Genomic DNA, 14,599 nt, shown 5'->3' on the forward strand with positions numbered 1-14,599 from the left:
AAATTGTTTATATGCCTAAGTTAGATTTTACGAAATTAACCCCGACAAATCATGCTATTGAGAGTTTGCGTGATTTATTGAATATGACTGTATTCCAAGATGAAAACCTGGAACAGTTTATTACTTCTATGGGTAAAATAGTCCACGGTAAACGCCTTGGTTTCATTGGAGAAATGGATGATGTTGGTAACGAGGGAGCCGGTTGTAACCCGACCTACAAATCAGTCGGTATTCCGGCTGCCGAAAAGCAGTGGGAACTTGGAGACTGGGAAATACCTCTTAATCTCTGTTATGAGGATTTGGAAGGGACGATTGCTGATTACTGTCTGAAAACTGGTACTGAAATTGGTGATTTGACATCTACGGAGTATATGGATTACATCGTATTACCCAAACTGGAAGAAGCCATGCGAAAAATGATGTGGCGTATTGCCTGGTATGGTGATAAAGATGCGAAAAATAATGCTGATGGAGGTGTGTTGACAACAGGTGTCGATCCAACTCTGTTTACGATGGCCGACGGTTTTTGGAAACGCATTTTTGCTATTGCAGCCGGGAACTCTAATCAATATACAGAAATCTCAGCGAATGATACTGCGTCTTATGCAACCCAGAAATCAGGATTATTGACAAAAGGTGTTGCAACATCTTTGTTTGAAAAAATCCGAATGGATGCAGATGGACGTATTGAGGCAATGGACGGATCTGCCATTTTCTGTACGAAATCTTTGGCTGATGCTTTAGCCTGGGATGCGAAACAATCCTATAATACGATTATGCCGTGGCAGGTTCTATTTGATGGCTTGAAAGTGTCTGAATGGGATGGAGTAAAAGTTTATTCAATATCTGTATTTGACCGGTTCGCCAAAAAGTACCAGGACAATGGGACAAAGTTGAATTTACCGCATCGCGCTGTATATACTTCACCTAGTCAGTTGCTTATGGGCTATCCGGGTAACTCTGCTATTTCTGAACTAGATGTGTGGTTCGAACGTAAAGAACGTATGAACTATATCTATTCAACGGGTAAGATCGGTACTCTAACCAAAGAGGATGAACTTATTCATGCTGCTTATTAATAATCCGGGGTATGGAAATTCCGTACCCCATTAAATACTCATAAATATGGCAGATTGCGAAAGCTTAATAAAAAAAGATATTGATATCAACTGTGATACACCGGTTACTCGTGGTTTAGAAGCAAATGCAGTAATTGTTAATCGTTCAGATATCGATTTTGCAAAAAGCGTGTTTTCTACCGGGAAAAAGAATGTTCTTGAATCCCTTGTATTGAAAACAGGCAAAAAGGGCTATAAATGTTTTGTACCAGGAAAAACGCCCTTTACTGGGACTAAGACAAGTCTGAATGTTGGCACCTATGTAAATACGTTCAATAATGAGTTTGCAATTGTGATCCTGGACAACGGACCAGAGACTTGTGAAAGTATTATTGATGGTTTGGCAAATGGAACGTTTGTAGTCGTCTATGAAAATAAACATAAAGGAACGACAAAAGATGCTGCATTTCAGGTTTCTGGTTTTTATCAGGGCTTGACTGCAACGACATTAGAAAATGACAAATACAGTGAGGAAACCGAAGGCGGTTGGAAAGCTGTGTTGACAGAAGAACGTGCTCCGAAATCCGGTTTGTTCCTGCATAAAACGGATTATGAAACAACGAAGGCTTTGTTTGATAGTTTAACTGCAGCGGCATAATCCCTCTTTCTATGAGAGTCGATGAACTATTGACAAATGATATGATCGAGCGTTTCCGTATGCGGAAAGAAACACCACAAGAACGGGACACGCTCGTTTCTATCGCTACAAAGGTGTTATGTCGTAAAATAACATACACTTGTAGGAACTGCTATTTTGACGCGTTGATGGAACTGATCAACCTTTATAAAACTAATCGAATATTATTTGAGGAACGTATGAAAGAAAAAAGATATCAAATAGCTAGAGGTGTATGTATGCCTCTTGGTTTTGGTTCCAGTCGTATGATTGTGTATCAGAACTGTACGGATGAGTTAGCAATCGAATTTTTGTCTTTGGATGAAAAAAACAGTAAGTATTTTGAACATCTACCTGATGGATGGAAGTCTGATGTTGCAGACTACTTGGATAAGTTGTCAGGGAAAGATCATATCCCTGTTGAATTGACTCAGGCAGAATTGGATGCTATCGCTGATATGAAGAAAATGCTTATTGCTGGAACGACTAAAAAAGCTGTGAAGGATCATTTTGTGACCTTTGAGAAGATTGGCGATGTGAAAGTAACGAAAAAGTATATTGATTTTTTACTGAAAGAAGCATCTGAACAATTGAAGGCAGAAAATGAGAAAAAGACAGATGATCCAGATGAAAACGGTGCATTGGAGAGCGAAAAAAATCCGGATCAGACGGAAGTAGATTAATTGATATAATAGACTTGTGAAATATGACAATTGATGAAGTAAAAATACCGAAAATACGTATTCCCGTTGCAGATGTAACTAACCTGGATATACAAAGTTATGGGAAAGGGAATAACTATCCTCAGATGATATTGCAGCTATTGGGCGCTTCCAGTAATGCAAAAAGTTGTGTGGGGCGGTATGCAAAATTTATTAGAGGGGCGGGCTTCAAAGATTCCATCTTTTACAAGTCTATTGTAAATACAAAAGGTCAGACATGTGATGCTTTGTTAAGGCTCTGCTCAGATGATTTGGCGAAGTTTGGTGGATTTGCTTTGCACATAAATTACAATCTTCTATGTGAAATCACCAGCGTTGAGCATATTCCTTTTGAAGACTGCCGACTGGGTATTGAAGACGATGCTGGATATATCGCTGAAATCGCCATACACCCAGATTGGACTTGTTCGAAGGGTAGGAAAAAGATCAAGAAACCTAGTAAAAGTACCATTGCCTATACAGATGTGTTTAATCCCAATCCAGACGTTGTACTATCTCAAATTGTGGAAGCTGGAGGTATCGAAGCTTATAAAGGTCAGACGTTATATGTGTCAAAAGATGGGTTCATGGTCTATCCGTCGGCTGTTTATGACAGTGCTATAACTGATATTAGCACCGATGAAGGCCTGGCAAATGTCCGTTATCGTAATGTTCGGAATAATTTCCTGCCGATGGGTATGTATGTCTACCGGAAAGGTCAGAAAGTTATGGTTGAAGATAAAGACGGAAACCTGGTTGAAGGTGACGAATACCAGAACGGTTTTGATGCTGAAAAATTTAAGGCTTTTCAGGGAGATTCGGAAGCGTGCAAAATTATAGGCGTAGGGCTTGATGATGGAGACGAAAAACCGGAATTTGTCGAGTTCCCAACCAAGAACTTCGATAAAGACTTTACTGTGACAAAGGATGCAACAGCGGAGGAAATATATGCAGCATTCAATCAGGAGGTATTTTACCGCATTCGTTCCGGGGCACTGGGGTTTTCAAACGACATTATTAATGATGCCTTTAACTTCTATAATGCTATGACGATCGACGAACGTGTCCTGATGGAACAAAGTTTCCGATCGGTGTTTTCACATTTTGCATATCCGGTTAATCAAACAAACGACTATTCATTAATCCCTTTAAGTTATGAAGTCCAATCCGTTTAAGAAGCAATTAACGGACGTAGATAGTGTAAAGACTACCGTTCGCCCCATGTCAACGCATGTTGATGTTGAAAAAATACTTGTGTACATAGATGAATCCCAACAGCAGGATATCAAAAATGCTTTAGGTGATAATCTTTTTATTGATTTGCTCCGGTATGTCAATCGATCAGGTGGAGAACCGGCCAATGATGCCTATGATAATTTGCTTCATGGTGGTATCTATAAAAATGGGAATGATGAATTTATATTTTCAGGTCTTGAAAAAGCACTGAAATATTTCGTTTACGCTCGCTTAGTAAAGCATGGAGACAGGAACCTATCACGGGTGGGATTGATGCAGAATCAGTCTGAATATAGTTCACATACGGAGTTAAAAGAAAAACAGGAAGAATATAAAGATGCTTTTTCTATTGCTGAAGAATTGATGAATGACTGTCTCCGGTATATCAAGCATAATTCAGATAAGTTCCCTAAATGGGGGAAAGGTAGTATTACTCCGGTTCGTGGGCCCGTAATTTCTAAAATTGGAGATTAAATAGCATGAATATAGAATTAGGAGATATACTGACCATCGTCGGAACTATGGGTGGTATAGAGGGAGTGAAATGGGCTGTTCGGGCATGGGTGAATCGGCATACTGATGCTCGAAAGGAGGATGCAGCAGCAGACGCTTTAGAAATTGATAATAAAAAAAAACAAATTACCTGGTTAGAAGATCGTATTTCCCAACGTGATTTAAAAATTGATGCATTATATGTTGAACTCCGACAAGAACAGTCTGCAAAGCTTGATGAAATACACAAAAGGCATGGAGTTGAACTAGCTCTTAAAGATGCGGAACATGATCGATGTGATCGTCCGGATAGTGAGTGTAGCCGGAGGATTCCTCCACGTAGAAAATTGGATTTAAAAATAGAAGGAAATAATAATGAGACAGATAAATAAAATCATAATACATTGCTCTGCATCACGGGAAGGACAGTCTCTTACCGTTGCAGATATTGATAAGATGCACCGGGCACGCGGGTGGAACGGTATCGGCTACCATTATATTGTTGACATCGACGGATCTGTTCACGGAGGAAGGCCGGTGGAAAAAGTAGGAGCACATGTTTCGGGGCATAATGCAGACAGTATAGGTATTTGTTATGTCGGTGGACTGGATGGTTCCGGAAATCCCAAAGATACCCGTACCGAAGTGCAAAAGGCTGCCATCCGTGAGCTGGTGAATGAGTTGTGTCGGAAATATACGACTGTTGTAGAGGTGAGAGGGCACAGGGATTATTCACCTGATTTAAACGGTAACGGTGTGATTGAACCTTTTGAATGGTTAAAGGCTTGTCCCTGCTTCGACGTACAGAGTGAATTTACTTCGTTTCTCTCCAATGTAAATGTAAAACCATGAAAGGAATTGTATTACTCTGGTGTATGTTCCTTTTGTTTGGATGCGGAACAAAAAAGCAAAACTACAGATCGGAAACGGTTAGTACGGCTGTCAGTAGTCAAAAGGATAGTGTACATATCATTGAATCTGTTCAACGGACAGTTACAGAGTTACTGGAGTGCCAGGGAACCGGTATCATAACGATAACAGAGCTTTCTAAGCCGGACAGTATCGGTAACCAATATATTGTAAAGACAACCCAGATGGATATTCATTCCGAACAAAAACGATCGGTGATAACGGAAGAGAGTAGTGATAAGCAGAAGACGGATATATCTATTAAAGAAAAGAATGAAGGTATAAAAGAGGTTGTTACTGATGATATACTGATTGATCGGAGGTCTGTTTTACCGAATTGGCTATCTGGACTGATTGTTATTCTGTTCGGTTGTTTGGGCTTATGGATAGCCAGGAATATTAAATAGTTTTTTTTCTCATAGTAATAGTTTAGTTAGTAATTGGCCGTCTTACTCGTGAGAGTGGGACGGCTTTTCAGGTGTTGTTTACATGAAAAAGTTGTGTGTTGTTTAATTGTGGAAGAAAAATTATAAATATTATTTTTAATATTCTTTTATCATTTGAATTTCTTATATTTACAAGCAATTTGTTGTGCTAAAATATAAAATGTATTATTATGGAAAATTTGTATTTAATAGGGAATGGATTTGATCTTCATCATGAAATACCTAGTAGTTACCGTGATTATCATGAATGGTTATCAAAAGAAAAAAACGATGTAGCAGAGCAGTTGGATAGAATTTATGGTACTGATGATCAATGGTGGAGTGATTTTGAAAATAGTTTAGGCGCATTGGATATTGAAACTTATATAAAAGGATTGAAAGATCTATATCCTGATATTCAAAGTGAGGACTATCGTGATAGAGATCGTTATGTTATGTCTGATACTGCTAAAAGTGAGTTGATTACATTATATAAAAATGTACGTGAATCATTTTATGAATGGATTTTATCATTACCTAGTGGTAATTCGGATAAAAAATTGAAAATTGTAACTACTGATGCTTTTTTTATTACTTTTAATTATACAGAAACACTCCAGGATCTATATAATATACCAAATGATTCAATTCTCCATCTTCATGGAAGAGCAAGTCAACATGATGATTTAATTTTAGGGCATGGTCGTAACTATGACGAAATTAAGAAATCTACAACATTTGATCCTCCTAAGGAATTAACTGATGCAGAAGGTATAGAGGATTGGTTCAATGCAAATTATGACCCGATTATTGATGATACAACAAAAAATGTCATAGATGAGGTATCACAACAAATGAAAGATGTAGAAGGTATTATTTCTTCTAACCGAGCAATAATAAATGAAGTATCGGATATTTCTAATATTTATGCGTATGGATTATCATTTTCTTCAGTGGACTTACCGTATTTGAATGCAATTGTTTCTAAAATAGATATTTCCAAAGTAAAATGGATAATTAGTTATTATTCAGAATCAGATAAACAAAAGATAGAACAATACATGTTTTCAAAAGGAATAGAAAGACAGTTGTATTCACTTATAAAATTAGGAGATATTTGTGTGTTAAAACAATTTGATTTGTTTGAGTGAAAATAAGGGATTTTTTATATTTTTAGTCTATGATGTCGTTTTCATAATTCTTATTATATGGTAAAAAATTATAGATATGCAACAAGAAAAAAAGAAAGTAACAGAAAACTTATTCCCATATATTTTTAATGAGACTGTTGCCTTTTATCAAAAGAGATATGTTAAAAATGTAGCTAAGAAAAATTTGGTAAAGTTGGGGATAAATGAAAATACAGCGTCTCGATATATTGGCTCATTAGATGACATGTTACATGGGGAAGGTTATAAATCAACCATGAATCTGTCTGCTACTGATTATTTTTTGCAAAAAATCAGTGATAAATTCGGGGAAGAAAAACTGCAAAAGGCTTTATCTGCATTAAAACAACATCTTGAATATTATACCAGTTTAAAAGATAGAACTAAAAATAGCAAGAACGGACTTTGGGAAATATATTACAAATACAGGAATGTAACAAAAATAGAAGATGAAGATGACTTGGAACAGAATTGTCTTGATAAGATTGTTATAAAAGAAGATATAAAAGCAATCGTAGATGATTTGATGAATTTGAAGGTATCAGATCCAGTGTCAGTGGTAATTAATAAAAAAGTATTTAAAAGAGATAATAAAACTATATCTCAATTAAAATATCTGCGAGGTTATTGTTGTCAGATGTGTGGGATTCAAATACTAAAGGCAGATGGTAGTTTTTATATAGAGGGGGCGCATATTGATCCTAAAAAAGATTGGGGGAATGAACTTCCTAATAATATACTCATTTTATGTCCCAATCATCATAAAGAGTTTGATTATGGTAATCTTGAAAGAATTAGTCGAGATGATGAACATTTTAAATTTAAATTAAATGGCGAAATTTATGATATATCTCTTAAATTGGAATAATTTGATAGCAAGTTTTTTTATTTTCAGAGAAATCAAAGTTAATTAGTTTTCTCTTAAAATAGATCGCTTTTGGCTTGTTCGTGTATTTTTTTAGATATTTAGCTGGGTTCAAATACGCTTTTGATTACACAATTGTATTTAGTCTGGTGTGCCCGGTGGTTAGTTCCATCGGGCTTTTTCATTCTCCTTTAAAAAAGGAATTGTCTGCTATCCTCCTGGCATTTTCTTCAACGGACACTTTTAAATATTTGATCGTTGTCTCAATTTTAGAATGTCCGAGTAAATCCTTTATTACAAAGATGTCTGCTCCGGAGAAGTAGAGGTTGGTCGCAAATGATCTACGTGCTGTATGTGTACATATACATTCATTCTTATTATATGTATATGTATTGATAACTCCGCCTTCTGTTTTAGAGATCTTAACTTCGTCTGTTATCCCGGCAATTAAGCCTAACTCCTTAACATGGTCGTTCAATTTTTGGTCTGACATCTTAATACTCATGACATTTGTTGTGCTCAATAGGGTCTGGAAGTTCTTATGTATTGGTATGGATACAATTTTATTTGTTTTCTGGGTTCGTATTTTAATGAGTTCTTTATCAATGTTGAAATCTTCAATACGTGAATAATCTGATATCCGGAGACCGGTATAGCATCCAACAAGAAAAATAAGACGTGCGTCGTTTAAGGCTTTTACTTTCCTGGCGATACCGGATGGCCGAACATTTTTGAAGTGAGTTTGAATTGTTTCAGCTGTAATGTTTAGCTCATAAAGCTTTTGAACCTCTTCTTTTGTTAGGTATATTGAATCTGTTTCCTCCCTTTCTTTTTTGAACCTTTTATCTATGTAGGCAGTGTTGTTGTGTAATTCGCCTACTGATTCGTTCATAAACTTGGTAATGATCTTGAACAGACCACCTATATAGTTTTTGGAATAATGACGTTGTTCATTCTTTAATGTATATGTTTTAGTTAGCATGTGAGCACGAAATCCATTATAGAAGTCCATGTTTATGCTAGAGAAACGAAGTTTAGAGCCAGTCTCTTGTTCGTATGTGATAAGGTGATTGAGTAAACTCTGGTAGTTTTTATATGTACCAGTCGTTTTATCGCAAGTTTGGATATAGTTTGATATATAGTTTACTAAAAGGGACTCATCTTTTACCACACCGCCGGCCTCTTCATTTATTTGTGCGATTTTGTTATCGACGGCTTTTTTGAATGATTGCTGGGTTGGAGTGATCAATTCTCTATCAAATTCGATAAATACAGAGTCTATGATGTTGATATATTTTTTTATCTGTTCGTTTTTTAGGAAGCCGTCAGGGTATTTTTTACCTTCGCGGCACCAACGTTGGCTATCGATCCAGTGTTCGGTCCGGATAGATATGCCAGGAGTGTAGCGATATCTTTCACCGTTTTTTCTAATGATAAACTGTATAGATGTTGTTTCTTTACTCTTGTCAACAAGGAACGGATTTATCTTATTTGCCATTTGGAACGAATTTTGGAACGAATTGTGTAAATGTTGTGAATGCGAATATAGTCAAAATTAATAACAGTGGGAAAAAGTGATAATGCATATGCTTAATCTAATGATTAACAACTGTTTTGATCGCTCCGGAATCACTACTTGTAAACCCTTCTGCAATTTACAAATTGCAGAAGGGTTTGTATTTTTATGTGATCCAACTAATCTTTAAGGGTAATAGAAGGATTTGATGTTTAGTGCTTTAATCCGTGAATATTAAATAAAAGATTCCTTTATTAAGAAAATATTGAATCTTTGTGTATCTTTGGAGCCAGTGAAAACAATCAATGAATTTGGAGGATGGGCAGTAACAACGATGATATATTATTGCTAAAGCTAATAAAACAAGGTGATCAGATTGCTTTTAAGCATTTGTTTTATCAGTATATGGATTCATTGGAGCGTTTTATTACCTATTATATCCATGACCGGGAAAAATCGCAGGAGCTGGTATTGGATATTTTTACTTATATATGGGAAAACCGCGAACGCTTTGAGATAAAGTTAACATTGAAGGCCTATCTTTTTCAGTCAGCCCGTAATAAGGCTTTTACTTATATCCGTGATAAAAAAATACCTGTCTATCTGGAAGATGTCTCTGCCGGTGAAGTGGGGCAAGATTATAATTCGGATTTGGAGTTCCAGGAATTGTACCGTTTGATAGAAGAGGCCGTATGTCTTTTGCCGGAGAAATGCAGGGAGATATTTAAGAAAAGCCGCGAAGAGAATTTAACCAATAAAGAAATAGCCCAGCAACTTCATATTTCGGAGAAGACGGTGGAGGGACAAATAACGATAGCCCTTAAGAAGATTAGAGTCTATTTGGGCGATTCTTATTCATATTTGTGGTAAAAAAACTTTATATTTTAGGGGGTATCAAGCCTTTTTGAGTCTATTTTTGTAAAAGAAAATGTTTTACAATAATTCTCAATGCCATGAAAAAAATATTCTTGATGCTTTTTGTGTTCTTTTGGGTTGGAGTGACCTCTGTCTGTGGACAGCATATTTCTTTGGCTGATCCTACGATCTTTTATGAAAACGGAACTTATTACCTGTATGGTACAGGTGGAGATTCTAATTTCGGTTTTCAGGTATATACTTCCAAAGACTTGAAAATGTGGGAGGGACCGAATGGTGCTTCCGACGGATATGCTTTAAAGAAAGGCGATTCATTTGGATCGAAGGGGTTTTGGGCGCCTCAGATTTTTCGTTATAAAGGGAAATATTATATGGCTTATACGGCTGACGAGTTTATAGCCATAGCTTCTGCCGACAGTCCTTTAGGACCTTTTCGTCAGGATAAAATAGCTAAACTACCTGCTGAAATCAAGCAGATCGATCCGTATGTGTTTTTTGATGAGGATGGCAAGGTTTATCTGTATCATGTCCGTCTAACAAAAGGAAACCGCCTGTTTGTTGCCGAACTGAATGAAGATCTTACCGCTATAAAAGAAAACACTCTCCGGGAATGCCTCTCTGCAACTGAAGACTGGGAAAATACAGCACATTCGGAATGGCCGGTTTCTGAAGGCCCTACTATCCTTAAGAAAGAGGGTGTTTATTACTTTTTCTATTCAGCTAATGATTTCCGGAATATAGATTATGCGGTAGGTTACGCAACCTCCTGTTCACCTTATGGTCCCTGGAAGAAGTATGAAGGGAATCCGGTTATTAGCCGTAAACTGCTGAAGCATAACGGGACCGGTCATGGAGATGTTTTTATTGATGAAAAAGGGGATATGCGTTATGTGTTCCATACCCATTATTCGAACTCCGTTGTATCTCCCAGGCAAACAGCTATTGTCTCTTTGCAGGAAAAGGCACAGGATGGCATCATTCGTTTTAGTATTTTGCCTGATACCTTTTTCTTTCCTCAATTAATGAATAAATGATTAAATAACCTCTCCGGAATTTTATCTCTCCGGAAATAAAATAATTGTATTATGAAGAAAAGTATATTGTTCCTCTCTTTGATTTGTGGTGCCTGTACAGCTCCACAAGATACCTTGTTGGAACAGGTCGATCGATTATCAACTTCTACGCAGAATGATTTTTATGTAAGTAACCGGGCTCCTTTACAGCCGCAGCAGTTTATAAAACTCCCGGCCGGTACTATTCAGCCGGAAGGATGGTTGAAGCAACAACTGGAGTTACAAAAAGAAGGTCTGAACGGACATCTGGGAGAGATCAGTGCCTGGTTGCAAAAGAAGGATAATGCCTGGTTGGAAACCGGAGGCCAGTGGGGATGGGAAGAAGTACCTTACTGGCTGCGAGGGTATGCAAATCTGGCTTATATTGTTGAAGATAATCAGATGCTGAATGAAGCTAAATTCTGGATTGAGGGTATCTTGAAAAGTCAGCGGGAAGATGGTAACTTCGGTCCGATGCATCTGAATGACGGTAAACAGGATTTTTGGCCGAATATGATTGTCCTGTGGATCATGCAATCTTATTATGAATATTCGAATGATGAGCGGATAATCGATTTTATGACGAAGTATTGTAATTACCTGCTTACTGTCCCGGATGAAGATTTCTTATATAGCTATTGGGAAAATAGCCGTGGCGGAGATAATCTTTGGAGTGTCGTGTGGCTATATAATCACACGGGCGATAAGAACTTACTTACGTTGGGCGAAAAAATACATAAAAATACAGCCGACTGGACAAAGTCGACTCAATTGCCTAACTGGCATAATGTAAATGTAGCGCAGTGTTTCCGTGAGCCGGCTACTTATTATCTGTTTTCAGGGGACTCATCCATGCTGGCTGCCAGCTATAATGTGCAAAGCCTGGTGCGCAGGGCATTTGGACAAGTACCGGGGGGCATGTTCGGTGCGGACGAAAATGCACGTATCGGCTTCTTTGATCCCCGGCAAGGTACTGAAACCTGTGGTTTTGTGGAACAGATGGCTTCAGATGAAATTATGCTGCAGATCAGTGGCGATCCTTATTGGGCTGAAAACTGTGAGGATGTGGCATTTAATAGTTATCCGGCGGCATTGATGCCGGATTATAAGGCCCTTCGTTATATAACCAGTCCGAATCATGTCGTAAGTGACTCTAAAAATCATCATCCGGGTATTGATAATAGCGGACCGTTTCTTTCCATGAATCCGTTCAGTAGTCGTTGTTGCCAGCATAATCATGGTTTCGGATGGCCATATTATGCCGAAAATCTAATTTATGCAACACCGGATAATGGAATAGCTGCTGTTTTATATAATGCTTGTCAGGCGAAAGTTAAAGTTGGAAACGGAACTGAAGTGACGATAAAAGAACAAACGAACTACCCTTTTGAGGAAATAATTCGTTTTACTTTGACGACACCTGAAAAGGTTTCATTCCCACTTTATTTGCGTATTCCGTCGTGGTGTAAAGATGCGTCGATTGCCGTAAACGGTCAGAAGTTGGGTGTCGATTTGATTAGCGGTAAATATGCTAAAATCACACGTGAGTGGTCGGATGCAGACGAAATCGTTCTTACGGTTCCCATGACATTCAATTATCGCCAATGGCAGGTAAATAAAAATAGCGTCAGTGTTGATTATGGTCCTCTGAGCTTGTCTTTAAAGATAGACGAAGATTATCAACAGAAAGACAGTCGTCAAACAGCTATCGGCGATTCAAAATGGCAGGAGGGTGCCGATGCTTCTGCATGGCCTACTTATGAGATCTATCCGGCAAGCCCGTGGAACTATGCTTTGCTGCTCAACAGCCCGATCTCGGTTCAGCGTAAGGAATGGCCTTTTGATAATAATCCATTTACATTGACTAATGTCCCATTGGAGTTTAAGGCAAAAGGACGTCTTATTCCTGAATGGAAGATCGATGAATATGGTTTATGCGGTGTGCTACCTTATGAAGATGCCCCGAAAGCAGACACATTGGACGAAATAACATTGGTTCCGATGGGAGCTGCCCGTTTGCGTATTGCATCGTTTCCGACAACGGAATAGATGTTGTGACCGATCTCTTTAGCTATGAAATTGATCCTTTACGGATTATTTATGTATAGAAAGTATATGTAGATATTGGAATCTTCTGTTTATCTTTGCCTCGTACAGCAAAAGGAAAGCGTAACCGGCTGTACAATGTACGAGTAAAGCATAAGCGTTTAAGATATTATCCGATTCTGAAATCTGGACAATTTCACTATGACCGGATAAGGTACAACAAACGTTCATGCTCTTTTCTTGTTATATACCTAAGTTATTGCGTATACCAAGATAAAGAGCGTGGGCTGTTGTATATATTGGTCATAGGGGCAGTCCAGAGCCTCAGAATCGATATGTCAACAGTTTCCACGCTTCTTTTTTTATTATCCAATTCGGAAACTGGTGGATCTGGTAACCGTTTTGAATATGAGCAATTTATCTTTCCGTGATCTTCCCGGATCAAATTTTTTCAAAGAAAAATACAATCCTTTTAGGGGGTAGCTATTCTTTTTGAGTCTCACGATGTATAAGATGCAAAAAATGGATAGAAACATACCTTGGGATATTATAATAAAGGGATTTAAACATGAAATCTCGTTAGAAGAGCAACTTGATTTGGAACGGTGGCTTGCTGACGAGAAGAATCTCTCCGTATATAAAGATTTACAATCTCTTTGGTTAGCTATTATAGAAGAAGGTACAACTTTTGAATCGAATGTGGATGCTTTGTGGGCAAAGATGGAGCTTCGCATGAAGAAAGATGAACCTAGAATAATAAAATTCTCGCAGGCTTCTTTTCGCTGGTTCTCCGGGGTTGCATGTATTTTAATCCTCGCTTTATTGTCTTTAACCGGATATATCTCTCTTGAAACATATAAGGGAGGGCCGGTTTATACCTATTCTTCTCTGACAGGTAAATCGAAAGTAATACTTCCTGATGGTTCGCAGGTTTGGTTAAATACTGAATCTACGTTGGAATATTCAGCTTCAATCTGGAATAAAACAAGAAATGTCAAATTGAAGGGTGAGGCCTATTTTGATGTAAAGAAGGATCCGGATCGTCCTTTTATTGTCAAGAGTAATAATTTTGATGTCAGAGTACATGGTACTACTTTTAACGTGGCAGCACGTGATAATGAACCGAATATAAACGTTAGCCTGTTGTCCGGATCTGTAGTTGTCGGCAATGGCTCAGTTTCAAAGACGATAGTACCGGGTGAAACGGCTGTCTGTTCCAAAAAACAGGGCAGTATCCTAACAAAGAAAAATGATGTACTTTTTGCTGCCATGTGGGCGAATGAGTCTATTCATTTTGAGCGTAAATCAATTAAGGAATTATCCAAATATTTATCTAAATGGTATGGTGTAAAGATTATACTGGACCCTCTTATTCCTGAAGATCAGGCTTATACTTTTTCTATCAGGCATGAGCCTCTGGAAGAGATCCTTCGGTTAATGGCTCGGACAAATCCTATCCAGTATAGTTTTGATGAAAAGAATATTGTGAAAATCATGAATAAGTAAAACCTTTAAAATCAAATGCCTATGAAGTAACAGGAAAGAAAAAGTAATATTGTTTTAACCTTTTTATTAATT

Annotated in this window: 15 protein-coding genes; 14 read left to right on the forward strand and 1 reads right to left on the reverse strand. The window is 37.7% G+C overall.

Translation table 11 applies throughout. The features are described 5' to 3' along the window. Positions 1-11 precede the first annotated feature (11 nt). The 10 genes from IEY67_RS17870 to IEY67_RS17915 all read left to right on the forward strand — a co-directional run bounded on the left by IEY67_RS17870 (position 12) and on the right by IEY67_RS17915 (position 7,534). On the forward strand, positions 12-1,079 hold the full coding sequence (locus tag IEY67_RS17870) for a hypothetical protein (protein ID WP_183671004.1): 1,068 nt from the start codon (positions 12-14) through the stop codon (positions 1,077-1,079). A 46-nt stretch (positions 1,080-1,125) separates the two neighbouring features. Continuing rightward, positions 1,126-1,716, forward strand: a complete 591-nt coding sequence (locus tag IEY67_RS17875) for a hypothetical protein (protein ID WP_183671002.1) — start codon at positions 1,126-1,128, stop codon at positions 1,714-1,716. Between the two features lie 11 nt (positions 1,717-1,727). Continuing rightward, positions 1,728-2,417, forward strand: a complete 690-nt coding sequence (locus tag IEY67_RS17880) for a hypothetical protein (RefSeq protein ID WP_183671000.1) — start codon at positions 1,728-1,730, stop codon at positions 2,415-2,417. Positions 2,418-2,440: 23 nt separating this feature from the next. Then, positions 2,441-3,610, forward strand: coding sequence for a hypothetical protein (locus IEY67_RS17885; protein ID WP_183670998.1), 1,170 nt, complete (start codon positions 2,441-2,443; stop codon positions 3,608-3,610). Beyond that, complete coding sequence (locus tag IEY67_RS17890) at positions 3,591-4,145, forward strand: DUF6712 family protein (RefSeq protein ID WP_183670996.1); 555 nt, start codon at positions 3,591-3,593, stop codon at positions 4,143-4,145. Before IEY67_RS17885 ends, IEY67_RS17890 begins: the two co-directional genes overlap by 20 nt. Positions 4,146-4,156: 11 nt before the next feature. Then, positions 4,157-4,555 (forward strand): hypothetical protein, encoded by a 399-nt coding sequence (locus tag IEY67_RS17895; protein ID WP_183671151.1) that lies wholly within the window; start codon positions 4,157-4,159, stop codon positions 4,553-4,555. After that, positions 4,539-5,015 (forward strand): N-acetylmuramoyl-L-alanine amidase, encoded by a 477-nt coding sequence (locus IEY67_RS17900; RefSeq protein ID WP_183670994.1) that lies wholly within the window; start codon positions 4,539-4,541, stop codon positions 5,013-5,015. Before IEY67_RS17895 ends, IEY67_RS17900 begins: the two co-directional genes overlap by 17 nt. After that, positions 5,012-5,479: a hypothetical protein gene (locus IEY67_RS17905; protein WP_183670992.1), complete on the forward strand. Its 468-nt coding sequence runs from the start codon at positions 5,012-5,014 to the stop codon at positions 5,477-5,479. Before IEY67_RS17900 ends, IEY67_RS17905 begins: the two co-directional genes overlap by 4 nt. A gap of 209 nt (positions 5,480-5,688) precedes the next feature. Further along, entirely contained in the window at positions 5,689-6,648 is a 960-nt protein-coding gene (locus tag IEY67_RS17910; protein ID WP_183670990.1) for a bacteriophage abortive infection AbiH family protein, read from the forward strand. 76 nt (positions 6,649-6,724) lie between these two features. Next, complete coding sequence (locus tag IEY67_RS17915) at positions 6,725-7,534, forward strand: HNH endonuclease (RefSeq protein ID WP_183670989.1); 810 nt, start codon at positions 6,725-6,727, stop codon at positions 7,532-7,534. A 178-nt stretch (positions 7,535-7,712) separates the two neighbouring features. Here the strand turns inward: IEY67_RS17915 and IEY67_RS17920 are convergent, their stop codons facing one another. Continuing rightward, positions 7,713-9,029, reverse strand: a complete 1,317-nt coding sequence (locus IEY67_RS17920; RefSeq protein ID WP_183670987.1) for a tyrosine-type recombinase/integrase — start codon at positions 9,027-9,029, stop codon at positions 7,713-7,715. Between the two features lie 336 nt (positions 9,030-9,365). On the opposite strand from IEY67_RS17920, the gene IEY67_RS17925 reads away from it, so the two are divergent. From IEY67_RS17925 to IEY67_RS17940, 4 genes are all read left to right on the forward strand, one after another. After that, the gene (locus IEY67_RS17925) at positions 9,366-9,917 is read left to right on the forward strand and encodes an RNA polymerase sigma-70 factor (RefSeq protein ID WP_122353960.1); all 552 of its coding nucleotides are present in this window, start codon (positions 9,366-9,368) and stop codon (positions 9,915-9,917) included. A gap of 83 nt (positions 9,918-10,000) precedes the next feature. Beyond that, on the forward strand, positions 10,001-10,957 hold the full coding sequence (locus tag IEY67_RS17930) for a glycoside hydrolase family 43 protein (RefSeq protein ID WP_183670985.1): 957 nt from the start codon (positions 10,001-10,003) through the stop codon (positions 10,955-10,957). Positions 10,958-11,008: 51 nt separating this feature from the next. Then, on the forward strand, positions 11,009-13,024 hold the full coding sequence (locus IEY67_RS17935) for a beta-L-arabinofuranosidase domain-containing protein (RefSeq protein ID WP_183670983.1): 2,016 nt from the start codon (positions 11,009-11,011) through the stop codon (positions 13,022-13,024). Positions 13,025-13,543: 519 nt separating this feature from the next. After that, positions 13,544-14,527, forward strand: a complete 984-nt coding sequence (locus IEY67_RS17940) for a FecR family protein (RefSeq protein ID WP_229801121.1) — start codon at positions 13,544-13,546, stop codon at positions 14,525-14,527. Positions 14,528-14,599: the final 72 nt, after the last annotated feature.

Origin of the sequence: Parabacteroides faecis, assembly GCF_014647375.1 — a bacterium.
In the GTDB taxonomy this organism is placed as follows: Bacteria; Bacteroidota; Bacteroidia; order Bacteroidales; family Tannerellaceae; genus Parabacteroides; species Parabacteroides faecis.

Excerpts from the sequence above, each read along its gene's own strand:
- IEY67_RS17870 (WP_183671004.1), top strand. The coding sequence starts at position 12 with ATGCCTAAGTTAGATTTTACGAAATTAACCCCGACAAATCATGCTATT.
- IEY67_RS17875 (WP_183671002.1), top strand. The coding sequence starts at position 1,126 with ATGGCAGATTGCGAAAGCTTAATAAAAAAAGATATTGATATCAACTGT.
- IEY67_RS17880 (WP_183671000.1), top strand. The coding sequence starts at position 1,728 with ATGAGAGTCGATGAACTATTGACAAATGATATGATCGAGCGTTTCCGT.
- IEY67_RS17885 (WP_183670998.1), top strand. The coding sequence starts at position 2,441 with ATGACAATTGATGAAGTAAAAATACCGAAAATACGTATTCCCGTTGCA.
- IEY67_RS17890 (WP_183670996.1), top strand. The coding sequence starts at position 3,591 with ATGAAGTCCAATCCGTTTAAGAAGCAATTAACGGACGTAGATAGTGTA.
- IEY67_RS17900 (WP_183670994.1), top strand. The coding sequence starts at position 4,539 with ATGAGACAGATAAATAAAATCATAATACATTGCTCTGCATCACGGGAA.
- IEY67_RS17905 (WP_183670992.1), top strand. The coding sequence starts at position 5,012 with ATGAAAGGAATTGTATTACTCTGGTGTATGTTCCTTTTGTTTGGATGC.
- IEY67_RS17910 (WP_183670990.1), top strand. The coding sequence starts at position 5,689 with ATGGAAAATTTGTATTTAATAGGGAATGGATTTGATCTTCATCATGAA.
- IEY67_RS17915 (WP_183670989.1), top strand. The coding sequence starts at position 6,725 with ATGCAACAAGAAAAAAAGAAAGTAACAGAAAACTTATTCCCATATATT.
- IEY67_RS17920 (WP_183670987.1), bottom strand. The coding sequence starts at position 9,029 with ATGGCAAATAAGATAAATCCGTTCCTTGTTGACAAGAGTAAAGAAACA.
- IEY67_RS17925 (WP_122353960.1), top strand. The coding sequence starts at position 9,366 with ATGGGCAGTAACAACGATGATATATTATTGCTAAAGCTAATAAAACAA.
- IEY67_RS17930 (WP_183670985.1), top strand. The coding sequence starts at position 10,001 with ATGAAAAAAATATTCTTGATGCTTTTTGTGTTCTTTTGGGTTGGAGTG.
- IEY67_RS17935 (WP_183670983.1), top strand. The coding sequence starts at position 11,009 with ATGAAGAAAAGTATATTGTTCCTCTCTTTGATTTGTGGTGCCTGTACA.
- IEY67_RS17940 (WP_229801121.1), top strand. The coding sequence starts at position 13,544 with ATGGATAGAAACATACCTTGGGATATTATAATAAAGGGATTTAAACAT.